This window comes from Chitinophaga sp. (genome assembly GCF_019236475.1).
GTDB lineage: Bacteria > Bacteroidota > Bacteroidia > Chitinophagales > Chitinophagaceae > Chitinophaga.
In genome coordinates this window covers 642,632-658,169 of record NZ_JAFAIX010000013.1, presented here as the reverse complement: position 1 = coordinate 658,169, position 15,538 = coordinate 642,632, and the positions used below count along the sequence as shown (strand labels likewise).

The following is a 15,538-nucleotide window of genomic DNA, read 5'->3' as shown; positions in this document are numbered from 1 at the left end:
TTAGTTTGGGAATCACCCACTAAGCAAAAAGTAATAACAGGAAATATTTATTAATTAAGGGAAGGATCAATCGGGAAATTCGCCATCATCGCGAAATTACTACCCATATTCTTTAAAGCATTCTGCCAGATTTGCTGCTCATCTTTCGCAAATACCAAGGTTGGCAGCGCAGCAGTTACGATCCATGACTTCTCTTTCATCTCCTCGTCCAGTTGACCAGTGCTCCAACCGGAATATCCAATGAAGAATTTAATCTTATCAAGGTCTATTCTACCCTGGTTGATATTCGCTACTACACTGTCAAAATGCCCGCCCCAAAATACACCAGGACAAATTTCCAGTCCCCCGCTAATGATTTCTGGCTGCTGATGCACAAAATGGATCGTGTCCATCTGCACCGGCCCACCTACATATACAGGAATATTTGCCATTATCACCTCTGGAATTAACTCGCCCAAACGCTGATCAAACAATTTATTCAATACAAATCCAAAACTCCCCTTCTCCTGATGCTCACATAATAACACCACTGTGCGGGAAAAATTCGGGTCCTTCAGAAAAGGATCTGCTATTAATAACACGCCGGGAGCCAATGCTGTCATAATCTATCGTTTTGATTCACTTATATAAATTTAAGGGTTTGCTATAATAAAAAAGAAACTCACTGCGAGAAAGGCAGTTCGATAGGGAATTATATATGTAGATAAAATTTAATCTATAGGGAAGGGCATAAAAAAAGGAGGCTAGACAACCTCCTTACCATTTTATCAACCAAAATCTAAATCGCTTATGGAACGAATCCACGTCGATGTATGTAGAAAGTTTAATTTCTTGTGCTTTTGTCAAACTTAACTAAGCAAATTTAGTACCAGTTTGATAGAACAAAGGTAAGGAAAGATGCTATACAAAAATCAGAAGTTTGCCGTTAAAATTACGTTAAAGTAATATTGAATTGTAGACAGAGGCTACACAAGCTCTTATAACTATCTAATTTTGTATCATTGTTGCTATAGCAAGCATCTTTTTTAACAATTTTAGTGTGTTTAAAAGTTCCTGATTTATTTAAATTTAAGTCTTACTCATTTTTTGCATGATACCGTTGAAGCGAATTTTCCCTGTTATTGTTGTTCTGATCACCGTGTCACTCTTTGGAATAATTTATATCCAGGTTAACTGGATAAAAAATGCTGTTGTAATCAAAAATAAACAGTTGGATCAAAGAGCCATTGAAGTGGTGAATGAGGTAAGAGAATACTTTATCAGTCATAGAGGAACTACTGTTGCCCTCCGAATATCCCCCAGTTCACCAGATCCAATGAATGGTGGACTATCGTTCGATTTTGGTAAACCCCAAGTGGTACGCTCTTTTGTGAGCGATCGCTTTACACCCGCTGAAATTGAAAAGGTGATCATCAACAGTCTGAAAAACCACCGACTGGATACCAACCATTTTGAATTCGCTATTGCCGGACCTGTAGCAGGGATAGGGACCGCCGTCTGGCGTATGCAAACGCCCGGATTCCAGAAGTTGTTTAATATCCTTGCGCACGACTCGCTCCAGCAGAATAAGGAATACAAGATGAAAGTCATCATGTTGGATGAAAACCTCGGCCCCAATCCGGAACAATTATTTCTGATTACACCTACCCAGGACGAAGTAGTTCGCCAACTAACCATCATGATAATAGGAGGGATCAGTTTTACCCTCATCATCATAACGGCATTCGCACTCACCATCCGAACGATGTTGAACCAAAAGAAATTGTCGGAGATAAAATCAGACTTCATCAATAACATGACCCATGAGCTGAAAACGCCGCTGGCCACCATTTCCCTGGCTATTGACGCTATTGGAAATGAAAAGGTGATGGATAATAAAGATAAAATCCGCTATTTCTCTGGTATCATTAAGGAGGAAAATAAACGCATGAATAAACAGGTGGAAACTATCCTGCAATCTGCCCTCCTGGAGAAAGATGAAATCGGACTGAAACTACAGGCAATGGATGTGCATTACGTTATTCAACATACGGTGGATAACTTACAGTTGCAATTGGCTAACAAAAATGGTGTGGTGGATCTCCAACTGAATGCAGTAAACCCTGTAATCATGGCGGATGATGTGCATTTCTCCAACGTGGTTTTCAACCTCCTGGACAATGCCATCAAATATTCGAAAGAAAACCTGGAAGTCACTATCAACACTTATAATACTCGCAAAAGCTTATTCATCATCATTACCGACAATGGTATTGGGATGAGTAGAGATACTATTTCGCGTATCTTTGAGAAATTCTACCGCGCACATACCGGCAACGTCCACAATGTAAAAGGTTTCGGCCTTGGACTTAGCTATGTGAAAGCGATTGTAGATGCTCATCACGGTAAAATCAAAGTGGAAAGCGTAGTAGGTAAAGGCAGTAAATTTACCCTCGAGTTTCCACAGGAATAGTAAAAGGAATAGCGCATGATCTTAAGTGAAAAGGAAACACAGCACTTTAAAAATTCTATAGCCGTACCCGGTTTCGGAATGGCTATGCAGGAAAAACTGAAACTCTCCCGTGTGTTGGTAATTGGCGCCGGCGGCTTGGGAAGCCCCGTCATTCAATATCTGGGAGCTAGTGGCATAGGTATTATCGGTATTGCAGATTATGGCGTGATCAATGCCGAAGATATGCACCGTCAGCCTATTTTTCATGTTCAGGATGTGAAAAAACATAAGGCGAAAATGGCTGCCAGTCGACTGTATGGAGTAAATCCATTTGCAAGACCTTTCCCTTTCCTCTTACAGGCAAAGCCTGAAACAATGGCGTACCTGTTAGATGGGTTCGATATAGTGATTGACTGTACCCAGCATCATGGCTCGCATCTCCTGATAAACGACGCTTGTATTCAACATAACAAACCATTGGTAATTGGTGAAGTACATAACTGGATGGCTTGGTATGGCGGTTTTAATATGCCCATGCTAGACGGTACTGTTTCTGCTTCTTATCGTTGTGCCCTGGATATCACAGACGATTACCGCAATTTTGATGCAGGCGCATTAGGTGTTACCCACGGTACTACGGGCATGCATATGGTAACGGATGTGATCAAATACTTGATAGACGTACCTATCGGCCTAACCAATAAAATCTATGGTATCGATTATCTGCACAATACCACTACTGTACACGATTTGACTGCCAACAAAGAACTGATAGCTGCCACCAAGGCAAACGGCCTCCTGTCCGCAGATGACTACGGACTGGAAATCGTTCCGGATGTAGAGGATTAATCTTCCTGGAGTTTCAGGACGGTTTTGGACTCACCTATTTTCAGGTGATGTTGCATACCCAGCTTAACGGCATAGTTTTCTGCCTGATGACCAATTGGGAAATTGAAGCATACTGGGTAATCATATTCCTTGACCATATTGCGAATAATTTCATATTCAGTCTGGCCGAACGGAGTACTATTTTCTTTACCTTCAGTAAAACTGCCAACTACTAGTCCGGCCAGCTTATCCAGCCATCCGGCCCTTTTCAGGTTGTACATTAAGCGGTCTACATTATACCTGTATTCGCCGATATCTTCCAGTAGGAGAATTTTTCCTTTGGTATTCACCTGAGATGGCGTGCCAGAAACATTGGCTAGTATGGAGAGATTACCGCCTACGAGTATGCCGGAGGCACTTCCTTCGCGGTTGAGCTCATGACTAGGTGTATTGTAGCTGTATTTTTTTCCTTTCAGTACTTGTTCCAGGCTGTGCACATATGGATCTTCCACGGTGTCTGCGGTAATTCCGCTGCACATCATGGAGTGAATAGTGGGGATACCATAACGTTCCTGGATATGTGAATGCAAAGTGGTCACATCGCTGTAGCCACAGAGCCATTTGGGATGTTTGCGGAATTTTTTGAAATCCAGTTTGTCTAAAATACAAACCATGCCGTAGCCGCCACGGCCAAAGACGATGGCTTTGATTTCGGGATCATCCAGCATGTCTTGCAGCTCTTCCAGTCTGAGTTCATCTGGGGCAGAGAAATTATGGAAACTGGTTCCAACGGTAATGCCTAAATGCACCCGGAACCCCCAGGAGCGCAATACCTCTGCCGCATATTCCGCTGCTGCCAGTTCCATTTTACTACTGGAGCAGGTTACGCCAATTAAATCACCTTTTTTCAGATATGGTGGAATTTTTACCATTGTAGTTTTGTTTACCTTTGCAAGATTGGGCCGTTTTTCTGGACGGTCCGCCCGGACTAAGTTGATGAAATGTATCGGCTATTCCAAAAACACAGTCATAATTAGAATTTATTTAAGTATTCTTTAAGATAGTATGGCAAAATTTAATAGATATTTAATAACTGCGGCATTACCGTATGCCAATGGACCTGTTCACATAGGTCACCTGGCAGGATGTTACATTCCAGCAGATATCTACGTGCGCTATCTCCGCGCTAAAAAAGCAGACGTGAAATTCGTTTGCGGTACCGATGAACACGGCGTGCCTATCACCATCAAAGCGATGAAAGAGAATGTTACTCCGCAAGATGTGGTAGACAGATATCATAAGATCATTGGAGATAGTTTTGCTGCCATGGGTATATCTTTCGATATCTTCTCCCGTACCAGCAATCCTGTTCACCATAAAACGGCTGCTGATTTCTTCCTGAAAATGTACAATGATGGCCTTTTCGAGGAAAAAGAATCAGAACAGTTCTACGACCCTAAAGCCAATATGTTCCTGGCGGATCGCTATATTATCGGTACCTGCCCTCATTGCGGTAACGATAAAGCATATGGCGACCAATGCGAAAAATGTGGTAATAGCCTCAGTCCAGATGAACTGATCAACCCGCATTCCGCTCTCAGCGATGCAGCTCTTGTGAAAAAGACAACCAAACACTGGTACATGCCGCTGCAGAACTATGAACCATGGCTGAAAGAATGGTTGGTAGAAGGCCATAAAGACTGGAAAAATAACGTATACGGACAGTGTAAAAGCTGGCTGGACACCGGTCTGCAAAGCAGAGCCATGACCCGCGATAGTAACTGGGGTATTAAAGTGCCACTGCCAGATACAGAAGGTAAAGTTTTGTATGTATGGTTCGATGCACCTATCGGTTATATCTCCGCTACCAAAGAACTGACCGAAAATTGGGCCGATTACTGGTGTAAAGATGATACCAAACTGGTACACTTCATCGGTAAGGATAATATCGTTTTCCACTGCATTATTTTCCCATCTATGCTGAAAGCGCACGGTGGATTTGTATTGCCGGAAAATGTACCTGCCAATGAATTCCTGAACCTGGAAGGTGAAAAAATATCTACCTCCAGAAACTGGGCAGTATGGGTAAATGAATACATCGCGGATTTCCCTGATCAACAGGATGTACTGCGTTATGTGCTCACCGCCACGGCTCCTGAAACAAAGGATAACGATTTCACCTGGAAAGATTTCCAAGACAGAAATAACAGCGAATTAGTTGCCAACCTGGGTAACTTCGTAAACCGCACCATGGTGCTGATGCACAAACTCTGCGGTGGTAAAGTACCTGTGTTGCATGCAGATCTCGTAAATGACGATGATCGTCAGATGATCAGTGAATTTGCAGCAGCAAAAGAAAGAGTAGAAGCAGCACTGGAAGCTTATAAATTCAGGGAAGCATTGTCAGAAGTAATGGCCCTTTCTACAAAAGGTAACCAATACATGCAGCGCAATGAGCCATGGATTCTGGCGAAAGCAATTGAAAGGTTGAACAAAGGTGAAGTACTGGAAAAGTATACTACTGATGATTTACAAATGCTGCAACAGCGTATTGATATCTGCCTGCACATCTGTCTTCAGTTAACTGCTAACCTGGCAATCCTTATCAATCCATTCCTGCCATTTACTGCGAAGAAAATGATGCATATGATGAAAGTAGTAGATCGTATGCTGGATTGGGAAAATGCCGGATCTGCAAAACTGTTGAGCGTGGGCTATACATTGCGTGAACCTGAACTGCTCTTCAAGAAAATTGAAGATGAAGCCATCCAGGCACAATTGGCCAAATTGGAAGCATCCAAAGTTGCCAATGCGGCCGCTGCTCCTGCACCTGTAGAAGCAGAAAAACCTGCTGCTCCAGCTAAACCAGAAATCCAGTATGATGATTTCGCGAAATTGGATCTGCGCGTAGGTACCATCCTTCAGGCAGAGAAAGTCGAAAAAGCAGATAAACTGTTGAAATTATTGGTAGACATTGGTTCTGAACAACGTACAGTCGTTTCCGGTATCGCCATGCACTTCAAACCAGAAGAAATCGTAGGCAAACAGGTAACTCTCGTGGCTAACCTGGCCCCACGTAAAATGCGTGGTATTGAAAGTCAGGGTATGATCCTCATGGCGGAAGATAACGGTAAACTCATATTTGTCAACCCATCCGAAGCAGTGAAAGCTGGTAGTGGTGTAAGTTGATTCCTTACCAGATAAATATATAGGCTGACTAAAAAGTTAAAGAAACTTTTTGGTCAGCCTTTTTTAATGGTTAATCCGCTGAAAATGTACTGTTATAGCGCATTTTCAGCGGATTTTTTATACTGGCATACTGATAATAATCTTTCCTCGAGTAGTACCTTTCTGTTGTTCAGCAAAGGCGGCTTTCATAGCTGTAAAAGGAAATATACTGTCGATGGTGGTAGTCACACTGCCATCCTGTAACAGTCTGGCGATATCTTCAATGTCGCTTTCAGTAGATGTTACCATTTTGAAAGTGGCGTTGAGTCCTTGCTCCTTGTAAAGTTGCTCCTGATGGGCGGTCAGACGGGATGGGAGATAAAAAAGAGGGGAGCCTGGTTTCAGGTGTCGGGAGAACCAGGTGGCAGGATTGCGGCCACCAGCATCCACCACCAGGTCCAACTGCAATGGAGCCGCAGTATCCGTATCGAAGGTGGCATATTCCAATATTTCATCGGCGCCCAGTTCTTTTGCCAGTGCAGCATTGGCCGGATTGGTCAGCGCGATAACGTAAGCTCCTAGGTGTTTGGCCATTTGCACGGCATAATGCCCTACGCCGCCTGTGGGTGCAGTGACCAAGATACGATCTCCTGGCCTAACGGTATAATGCGTTGTAAGGCACTGCCAGGCGGTAACCGCCGCCAACGTGGCGCCCGCGGCAACTTCAAAGCTCACCTGTGCTGGCTTCAAAGCCAGATGCGCTGCCGGTGCAGCTACATATTCCGCATATGCTTTACCGTGACCAGGGAAATGTACCATACCAAATACCGCATCGCCGACTTTGAATTTGGTCACATTATTACCAACTGCTGTTACGACGCCGGCAAGGTCCCAACCCAGGATAATCGGTGAAACGCCGTCAAATGCCGGCGCCGCGCTGGCACGTAGCCGCTCCCCATCACGCACTATGGTATAGTCTTCTAGTGTTTTATAATCTACCGGGTTAATAGCCAGGGCATGTGTCTTTACCAGCACTTCATCAGGGGCTATTTCGGGAATGGCTGTTTCAGTTAATTCCAGCGTAGCAGTTGGATCGAGTTTTTCTAAAACAATTGCTTTCATTTTGGGAAAATTTTAATGCTGTCAAAGGTAGCTGGCCGATAACTGGTGGAGCGGTAAGCAAAACGGGAATAACAGTAACGAGATGGGATGCCCCAATGGAGAGAGCGTTTGAATAAGTAAATTAGCAGTATGGAAAAAGTACATGCCCCTTTCAATATCAGTCTGGAAACACTGGATTACTGGGAAAAAAGGAACCGCAGAAATAACTTCTTTGAATTGGTATATATTCTCGAAGGGAGTGGAGAACAGTGTGTCAATTATAGCCAGATCCCTTATAGGGAGGGTAGTATCTTCCTCTTACCTGCCTCTGATTGCCATACCTATAAAATCGCGGAAAAAACTACTTTCCTGTTTATCCGTTTTACAGCTACCTACTTTTCCAGTGAGGAAGATTGTGTAATTGACTTCGGCAAATGGTTTTGCCGGCTCAATTTCATTATCGGCAATTATAACCGGCTGCCGGGTGAATTAATCCAGGATCCACTGGATAAGCAGCATCTTGTACAGCAGTTACAGTTCCTGATGATAGAAAATAAGCGCAACGATTCCCATACTCGCCGCATCATACAGGCCACGATGATTACCGTGCTGGAACTGATTGCCCGCAACGTGGCTGCCGCCATATCACCCCAACCCCTATACGAAGAAAAGAAATTCGCGGATATGCTGTTGCACATCCAATATCATCTGCTCGATGAAGAGATGATCTCTCCACAATATCTAGCAGAACGTTTTCACATATCAACCAGCTATTTCAGCGAATACTTCAAACGTAACGCACACGAAACCTACCAGGAATTTATCTTGAAATCCAAGCTGAAACTGGCAGAAGCCAAAGCATTATACACGGATATTCCATTTAAGGAGATCGCATACGACCTGGGCTTTACAGACAGCAGCCATCTCAATAAAATGATGAAACGCTTTTACAACAAAGGTATGTCTGCCATCCGGAATAGTGCTATAGCCACTGGTCATCCGGCCTGAGCTTTTGCCAATAGAACAAAGATGGTTGGGGTATGCCCGGGAGCAAGATAAATACTGGATTTTTTAACATCCTCACTTACTTTTATCCCCCAAAAAATCCTAAATTCAAGAATCTAAAAATATTGTTTGTATTCACTAACAGATTAAAGCTGGCCGTAATATGCAAAGACACATCAATAAAGTAGCCGTACTGGGCTCTGGGGTTATGGGTTCAAGGATTGCCTGCCATTTCGCAGGTATTGGCGTTCAGGTACTGCTGCTTGATATAGCACCGAAAGAACTGAATGATGCAGAGAAGAAGAAAAACCTCACATTGGATAGTCCTGCTGTGAAGAATCGAATTGTGAATGACGCCCTCCAAGCAGCTGTTAAATCAAACCCATCGCCTGTTTTCACAAAAGATGTGATCAAAAATATCAAAACAGGGAACTTCACGGATGATATGAAGCGCATTGCAGAATGCGACTGGATCATAGAAGTAGTGGTGGAAAACCTGGCTGTTAAGAAAATAGTTTTCGAACAGGTAGAACAGTTCCGCAAACCAGGTACGCTGATTACCTCCAATACTTCCGGTATTCCTATTCACCTGATGGCGGAAGGACGTAGCGAAGATTTCCAGAAACATTTCTGCGGTACCCACTTTTTCAATCCTCCTCGCTACCTGCGTTTGCTCGAAATAATTCCTACTCCTCATACAGATCCTACAGTGATCGATTTTCTGATGGAATACGGAGATTTATATCTCGGGAAGACAACCGTTCTCTGTAAGGATACACCTGCATTTATCGCCAACCGTGTTGGGGTGTACTCTATCATGGCTATTTTCCATATCATGCAGGAAATGGGACTGGGTATAGATGAGATAGATGCGCTGACAGGGCCTGTAATTGGTCGCCCTAAATCGGCCACTTTCCGCACCGCCGACGTAGTAGGAATCGATACCCTCGTGAAAGTAGCGAAAGGCGTGCTGGAAAACTGTCCAGATGATGAAGCGATATCTATCTTCAAAATTCCTGATTTCCTCCAGAAAGTGGTGGATAACAACTGGCTGGGAGATAAGACCGGCCAAGGTTTCTATAAGAAAACCACCGGTCCTGGTGGTAAAGAAATCCTCACGCTGAACCTGCAAACCATGGAATATGGTCCTAAGCAGAAAGCGAGATTTGGCAGTATTGACGCCGCCAAGCCAATTGAAGATCTCAAACAGCGATTGAAAGTGCTGGCTGCCGCTACAGATAAGGCCGGACAGTTCTATCAACAATTCCATGCCTACCTGTTTTCTTACGTTTCTCATCGTATTCCTGAAATAGCGAATGATCTGTATAAGGTGGATGATGCCATGAAAGCGGGCTTCGGATGGGAAATAGGACCTTTCGAAAGCTGGGATCTCCTCGGGGTGGAAGCTTGTACCAAACAGTTGGAAGAGAAAGGCCTTACAGTTGCGAGCTGGGTGAAAGATATGCTGGCAAAGGGAATCACGTCTTTCTATAAAGTTGAAAACGGTAAAAAATTCTACTACGATATTGCTTCCCAAGCCTATAAAACACTGCCTGGTGAAGGCGCGTTCATCATCCTCGAAAACTACTCCAGTAATGTGATCTGGAAAAATAGTGCGAGCAGATTGGTGGACATCGGCGATGGCGTAGTGTGCTTCGATTGGCAAACAAAAATGAACACCATTGGCGGGGAAGTGCTAGAAGGCCTGAACAAGGCGGTAGACCGCGCAGAGAAAGATTTCCGCGGACTCGTAGTGGCCAATGATGGCGCTAATTTCTCCGCAGGAGCCAATGTAGGAATGATTTTCATGATGGCCGCAGAGCAAGAGTTTGACGAGCTGGATATGGCCATAAGGTTGTTCCAACGTTCCACTATGCGTTTGCGTTATTCCAGCATACCCGTTGTTGTAGCGCCGCATGCGCTCACACTCGGCGGTGGTTGCGAAATGGCACTACATGCTGATAAAGTACAGGCAGCAGCCGAAACTTATATCGGTTTGGTAGAACTAGGCGTAGGCTTGATTCCTGGCGGTGGCGGCACCAAAGAAATGACCCTTCGCGCCAGCCTCGAATTCAAAGAAGGACGCATTGAAGAAGAACCACTGAAAGATTATTTCATGACCGTAGCCACCGCTAAAGTAGCTACTTCTGGTTTTGAAGGTTTTGATATGGGGGTCTTGCGCAAAGGTCATGATGAAGTTACCATGAATCCTGGCCGTTTGATTGCAGATGCGAAACGTAGTGTGATTGCATTGGCAGATGAAGGCTACACCAAACCAGTGGAAAGAACTGACATCAAAGTAATGGGCCGCAGTGCACTGGGAGCATTACTGGCAGGGATATACGCGATGAAGTTCGGAAACTATATTTCTGAACATGATGAGAAAGTAGCGCAGAAACTGGCTTACGTAATGTGTGGCGGAGATCTGACCGAGCCTGCATTTGTAAGCGAGCAATACCTGCTGGACCTGGAACGCGAAGCATTCCTGAGTCTTTGTGGAGAACGCAAAACCCTAGAAAGATTACAAAGCGTCATTAAAACCGGCAAACCAGTCCGGAACTAATAAACCTATGTCTATATTATCCTTACAAGGCATCTCCAAAAGGTATGGTGCCATCCAGGCGCTGTCCGGTGTATCATTTGATGTTCCACCCGGCAGCGTCTTCGGAGTTTTGGGCCCTAATGGTAGCGGAAAAACAACCCTACTGGGCATCGTAACCGATGTCCTGAAAGCCGATGAAGGCAGTTTTCAACTGTTCGGTACTGCCGCTACTGCCGTACAAAGGCGTAAAATAGGTACCCTGCTAGAAACCCCTAATTTCTATCATTATCTCAGCGCCTGGAAAAATCTGGAAATCTCCGCATCCATCAAGCAACGCGGAAAAGAGGATATTGAACGCGTACTGAAAGTGTGCGGCCTCTATGATCGCAGAGATAACGCATTCAAAACCTATTCCCTCGGGATGAAACAGCGCCTGGCCATAGCTTCCGCATTATTGGGAGATCCGGATGTACTCATCTTGGATGAACCTACCAATGGCCTGGACCCCGCTGGGATCGCCGAAGTGCGCGCTCTCATCCACGACATGGCCAAAGTGGGAAAAACAATTATTCTCGCCAGTCACCTGTTGGATGAAGTAGAAAAAGTATGTACCCATGTGGCCATCCTGCAAAAAGGGAAGCTGCTTTTATCCGGATCGGTGAATGAAGTGATCCAACGCACGGATTTCGTGGAACTAGCAGCAGGCAACAATGAGGAACTGGTGAAATTGATGCTGCAATATCCCGGTTGTACCAGTGCCGTTATCAACAACGATAAGGTCATCGCTTCCTTTGCGACAATTCCCGATCCCGCCGCCATCAACGGCTGGTGCGCCAATCATGGCGTATGGCTCAAACATTTACAATTGCGTAAAAAATCGCTCGAAACTGCATTCCTGGAAATCACCCATACCGTTGCCTCATGAAACAAATCATTCTTGCCGAATGGCTTAAATTAAAATACTACCGTACCTTCTGGGTGATCTTAATCCTGTCTGTATTATTACCAATTGCAGGAAATTATATCGTCGCTGAAATCATCAGCAGCAAAGAGTTAAAACAAGCACAGCTATTACTGGGCGGCCCTTTTAGCTTCCCGGATGTATGGCAGACGGTTGCTTGTGTTTCCAGTTTTATTTCCGGTTTATATGGAATATTGCTGATTATCATCGTTACCAACGAGTATACTTTCCGTACCAATCGCCAGAATATCATTGATGGCTGGGAACGTAAAGACTTCCTGGTGGCAAAACTATACTGGGTAATGAAACTGGCTGTTTTATCACTGGTAATAGTGGCACTCATTGGAATGTTCATTGGTACTATTTATGGCAGCAAATCATTTTCTATAGAAGGATTCAGGTATGTTTTCTATTACTTTATGCAGGTAATGGTACAACTGATGATTGCCTTACTGATCGCCGTATTTGTAAAACGATCAGGTTTAAGCATCGTGATATATTTCGCATATGTTATGATGATTGAACAAATGCTGGTATTCCTGCTGAAAAGATACGTCGGTGATATTGGTGGCTTATTGCCCTTACAGGCGGGGGATGAACTATTACCATTCCCAGGTACCAAAATGGCGTCAAATATCGCTGGTTTTGGTCCTGCTTACGATACTTATGTGTATATCCTCGCTATGATAGGGTATATCGCTTTGGGTATCTGGCTGATTTTCAGGAAAGTAACGCGCACAGATCTATAAATGAATCAATATATTTTACATTCTTTTAAAACAAAATGTATCGGATAGCGCGTAAATTTGTGAAGAATGTAAAAAAGTGAATTATGGCTGAACAGGAAAAACTCATACTGGTAACAAACGATGATGGTATCACCGCTCCGGGCATCCGTGCGCTGATAGAAGCAGTACGCCCGCTGGGTAGAGTGGTGGTAGTAGCGCCAGACAGCCCACAATCGGGCATGGGGCACGCTATCACCATTGGAGTGCCACTGCGCTTAAACCAGGTGGAAATCTTTGAAGGTGTGGAAGCCTGGCAGTGTTCCGGTACGCCTGTCGACTGTGTGAAACTGGCGAGAGATAAAATCCTGGGCCGTAAACCCGATATCTGCGTGAGCGGTATCAATCATGGCGCTAATCATTCAATTAATGTAATTTACTCCGGAACGATGTCCGCTGCAATGGAAGCCGCTATTGAAGGAATTCCATCTGCTGGGTTCTCATTCCTGGAATATGACTATAAGGCCGATTTCTCCCTGCCTGCGAAGGTAGCACGAGACATAACCGAACGTATGCTGCGCAATAACTTGCCGGCAGGTACCCTGTTTAATGTCAATATCCCCATTGTGGAGGAGAAAGACTTTAAAGGCATTAAGATCTGCCGACAGGCAGATGCCAAATGGGTGGAAGAATTTGATGAACGCAGAGATCCTCACGGCAAAAAATACTACTGGCTGACCGGCGAATTCAAAAACCGCGATGCAGGCGAGGATACCGATGTATGGGCACTGGAAAACAATTATGCTTCACTGGTTCCGGTTCAGTTTGATCTGACCAACTACAAGTTGAAAAAAGAACTGGAAGAAAAGTGGAAGGATTTTTAGCAATCAGACTGGATTTCATTTTATCGCCATTATAAATATGCTATGTTTAAGAAAGACAATTTACCATTAGGGATCATGCTAGGACTGCTGACGCCCGTCTTTGCATTTTTTCTGTACTATCTACTAGCAGTGCGTCCATCGCATATAGACTTTTTTCAATTCCTCAGTGAACTGAAAGGAAACTATCACCTGATACCCAAATTAACCAGTATTTGCCTGCTGTTAAACGGACTTGTGTTTTATCTTTACACTCGTGTCAGGAAAGACGTAACCGCCAAAGGCATTTTCCTGGTAACCATGCTGTATGCGATTGCCATATTGCTGATGAAATTGATCAGATAATTTTTAACAGACACCAGATTGAAATATTACATTATTGCGGGAGAGGCTTCAGGGGATTTACACGGTAGCAACCTGATAAAACAATTGAAGAAACAGGATACCAGCGCGAATATACGTGGCTGGGGTGGCGATATGATGGAAGCCGCCGGAGCCAACATTGTAAAGCATTACAAGGAACTGGCTTTTATGGGCTTTGTGGAAGTATTGATGAACCTGCGCACCATCCTTCGCAATATCGATACCTGTAAGAAAGATATTGATGCTTTCAAACCTGATGTGCTGGTGCTAGTGGATTATCCCGGTTTCAATATGCGCATTGCTGAATGGGCCAAAACCCAGGGCTACAAAGTAGTGTACTATATTTCTCCACAAGTATGGGCTTGGAAAGAAAATCGTGTTAAAAAGATCAGACGTACAGTAGATAAAATGCTCTGTATCCTGCCTTTTGAGCAGGAATTTTACCATAAATGGAACTATGAGGTGGAATATGTCGGTCATCCCCTAGTGGAGGTGATAAAGGCAGAAAAATCCAAACCCGCAGATGCGCCATTGGCCAATAAGCCTATCATTGCTGTGCTGCCAGGCAGCCGCAAACAGGAAGTCAGTGTGAAATTGCCTATCATGCTGACAATGGCCAAACATTTTCCTGAATATCAGTTTATTGTTGCCCAGGCCCCTAGCCTGGACGACGATTTCCTGCAAAGCCTCACTGGAGAACATCCCAATGTATCCATGGTGAAAGGAAAAACTTATCCACTGTTGCGTCAGGCTACTGCTGCACTGGTGACATCTGGTACCGCCACCCTGGAAACAGCTTTATTTGGCGTGCCTGAAATCGTTTGCTATAAAGGAAATCCGGTTTCCTATATTCTTGCGAAAAATTTGATTAAAGTAAAATATATCTCCCTAGTCAACCTCGTCATGGACAAACTGGTGGTGAAAGAACTCATCCAGAACGACCTTACCGAGGCGAATCTGCTGAAGGAACTCACTGCCTTATTGAAGGATGATAACCGTCGGAAAGAGCTATCTACCGACTATGCCGCGCTTTGGCATAAACTGGGTGAGAAAGATGCCAGCCATCGGGCGGCAGAAGTAATTTATGATTTTGCACGTAGCTAAAAAATTGGCTCGCAAAGGCGCAAAGAAAAATAAAGATGGTGTTTTGTTGTTTTAGGCCGCAAAGGTCATTTATGATACTTGTTATCTGTATTTTATAGATTGAAATTAGTATAGCTTTCTTTATGACTAATACAACAAAACATCATCAAACAATGAAAAATAATCCTTTGCGCCCTTTGCTTCTTTGCGCCCTTTGCGTGAACAATCCGCGTTAATGCCTTCTGATTAATCGAATAATCATTATTATAATTGCAATGATAAACAGCAATATGCTGATGCGGTTCATCCCGTGCATCATTGCCACATAGCTCGTTTTCGGTGCATTAGGGTCCTTCTTTCCTATATAGAGATATCTTAGTATTTGTTGCCAGATGCTTTTCATACTGTAAAGATCGGAAAAGTATTATTTCCGATTCTCTCTGAGATTGT

At 44.0% G+C, this 15,538-nt stretch carries 14 protein-coding genes; 10 read left to right on the top strand and 4 right to left on the bottom strand.

The window, feature by feature from the left end:
• Positions 1-50 precede the first annotated feature (50 nt).
• Positions 51-602: a YqgE/AlgH family protein gene (locus JO154_RS24675; RefSeq protein WP_291951242.1), complete on the bottom strand. Its 552-nt coding sequence runs from the start codon at positions 600-602 to the stop codon at positions 51-53.
• A 608-nt stretch (positions 603-1,210) separates the two neighbouring features.
• On the opposite strand from JO154_RS24675, the gene JO154_RS24670 reads away from it, so the two are divergent.
• A complete protein-coding gene (locus tag JO154_RS24670; RefSeq protein WP_291951239.1) occupies positions 1,211-2,452 on the top strand; it encodes a HAMP domain-containing sensor histidine kinase in 1,242 nt (413 codons plus the stop codon).
• Between the two features lie 15 nt (positions 2,453-2,467).
• Positions 2,468-3,280, top strand: a complete 813-nt coding sequence (locus JO154_RS24665) for a ThiF family adenylyltransferase (RefSeq protein WP_291951236.1) — start codon at positions 2,468-2,470, stop codon at positions 3,278-3,280.
• Here the strand turns inward: JO154_RS24665 and JO154_RS24660 are convergent.
• Positions 3,277-4,191 (bottom strand): LD-carboxypeptidase, encoded by a 915-nt coding sequence (locus JO154_RS24660; RefSeq protein WP_291951234.1) that lies wholly within the window; start codon positions 4,189-4,191, stop codon positions 3,277-3,279. The two genes, JO154_RS24665 and JO154_RS24660, sit on opposite strands and share 4 nt — an antisense overlap.
• Positions 4,192-4,324: 133 nt before the next feature.
• On the opposite strand from JO154_RS24660, the gene metG reads away from it, so the two are divergent.
• Entirely contained in the window at positions 4,325-6,448 is a 2,124-nt protein-coding gene (metG, locus tag JO154_RS24655) for a methionine--tRNA ligase (protein WP_291951231.1), read from the top strand.
• Between the two features lie 117 nt (positions 6,449-6,565).
• Here metG and JO154_RS24650 read toward each other — a convergent pair whose 3' ends face one another.
• Positions 6,566-7,549, bottom strand: coding sequence for an NADP-dependent oxidoreductase (locus JO154_RS24650; protein WP_291951228.1), 984 nt, complete (start codon positions 7,547-7,549; stop codon positions 6,566-6,568).
• Between the two features lie 129 nt (positions 7,550-7,678).
• Between JO154_RS24650 and JO154_RS24645 the strand changes: the two genes are divergently transcribed.
• The 7 genes from JO154_RS24645 (at position 7,679) to lpxB (ending at position 15,109) form a co-directional block, all read left to right on the top strand.
• Positions 7,679-8,536 (top strand): helix-turn-helix transcriptional regulator, encoded by an 858-nt coding sequence (locus JO154_RS24645; RefSeq protein WP_291951225.1) that lies wholly within the window; start codon positions 7,679-7,681, stop codon positions 8,534-8,536.
• A 160-nt stretch (positions 8,537-8,696) separates the two neighbouring features.
• Positions 8,697-11,096: a 3-hydroxyacyl-CoA dehydrogenase/enoyl-CoA hydratase family protein gene (locus tag JO154_RS24640; RefSeq protein ID WP_291951222.1), complete on the top strand. Its 2,400-nt coding sequence runs from the start codon at positions 8,697-8,699 to the stop codon at positions 11,094-11,096.
• A gap of 7 nt (positions 11,097-11,103) precedes the next feature.
• Complete coding sequence (locus JO154_RS24635) at positions 11,104-12,000, top strand: ATP-binding cassette domain-containing protein (RefSeq protein ID WP_291951220.1); 897 nt, start codon at positions 11,104-11,106, stop codon at positions 11,998-12,000.
• Entirely contained in the window at positions 11,997-12,785 is a 789-nt protein-coding gene (locus tag JO154_RS24630; RefSeq protein ID WP_291951216.1) for an ABC transporter permease, read from the top strand. Before JO154_RS24635 ends, JO154_RS24630 begins: the two co-directional genes overlap by 4 nt.
• A gap of 83 nt (positions 12,786-12,868) precedes the next feature.
• Positions 12,869-13,645: a 5'/3'-nucleotidase SurE gene (gene surE / locus JO154_RS24625; protein WP_291951213.1), complete on the top strand. Its 777-nt coding sequence runs from the start codon at positions 12,869-12,871 to the stop codon at positions 13,643-13,645.
• Between the two features lie 42 nt (positions 13,646-13,687).
• Positions 13,688-13,987: a hypothetical protein gene (locus JO154_RS24620; RefSeq protein ID WP_291951210.1), complete on the top strand. Its 300-nt coding sequence runs from the start codon at positions 13,688-13,690 to the stop codon at positions 13,985-13,987.
• 18 nt (positions 13,988-14,005) lie between these two features.
• Positions 14,006-15,109: a lipid-A-disaccharide synthase gene (gene lpxB, locus JO154_RS24615; RefSeq protein ID WP_291951207.1), complete on the top strand. Its 1,104-nt coding sequence runs from the start codon at positions 14,006-14,008 to the stop codon at positions 15,107-15,109.
• Between the two features lie 211 nt (positions 15,110-15,320).
• Here the strand turns inward: lpxB and JO154_RS26570 are convergent, their stop codons facing one another.
• Positions 15,321-15,491 (bottom strand): DUF6728 family protein, encoded by a 171-nt coding sequence (locus tag JO154_RS26570; RefSeq protein ID WP_366935600.1) that lies wholly within the window; start codon positions 15,489-15,491, stop codon positions 15,321-15,323.
• Between the last annotated feature and the right edge of the window lie 47 nt (positions 15,492-15,538).

Bases quoted from the DNA above. Each gene is read 5' to 3' on its own strand.
- JO154_RS24675 (WP_291951242.1), bottom strand. From the start codon at position 602: ATGACAGCATTGGCTCCCGGCGTGTTATTAATAGCAGATCCTTTTCTG.
- JO154_RS24665 (WP_291951236.1), top strand. From the start codon at position 2,468: ATGATCTTAAGTGAAAAGGAAACACAGCACTTTAAAAATTCTATAGCC.
- JO154_RS24660 (WP_291951234.1), bottom strand. From the start codon at position 4,191: ATGGTAAAAATTCCACCATATCTGAAAAAAGGTGATTTAATTGGCGTA.
- metG (WP_291951231.1), top strand. From the start codon at position 4,325: ATGGCAAAATTTAATAGATATTTAATAACTGCGGCATTACCGTATGCC.
- JO154_RS24650 (WP_291951228.1), bottom strand. From the start codon at position 7,549: ATGAAAGCAATTGTTTTAGAAAAACTCGATCCAACTGCTACGCTGGAA.
- JO154_RS24645 (WP_291951225.1), top strand. From the start codon at position 7,679: ATGGAAAAAGTACATGCCCCTTTCAATATCAGTCTGGAAACACTGGAT.
- JO154_RS24640 (WP_291951222.1), top strand. From the start codon at position 8,697: ATGCAAAGACACATCAATAAAGTAGCCGTACTGGGCTCTGGGGTTATG.
- JO154_RS24635 (WP_291951220.1), top strand. From the start codon at position 11,104: ATGTCTATATTATCCTTACAAGGCATCTCCAAAAGGTATGGTGCCATC.
- JO154_RS24630 (WP_291951216.1), top strand. From the start codon at position 11,997: ATGAAACAAATCATTCTTGCCGAATGGCTTAAATTAAAATACTACCGT.
- surE (WP_291951213.1), top strand. From the start codon at position 12,869: ATGGCTGAACAGGAAAAACTCATACTGGTAACAAACGATGATGGTATC.
- JO154_RS24620 (WP_291951210.1), top strand. From the start codon at position 13,688: ATGTTTAAGAAAGACAATTTACCATTAGGGATCATGCTAGGACTGCTG.
- JO154_RS26570 (WP_366935600.1), bottom strand. From the start codon at position 15,491: ATGAAAAGCATCTGGCAACAAATACTAAGATATCTCTATATAGGAAAG.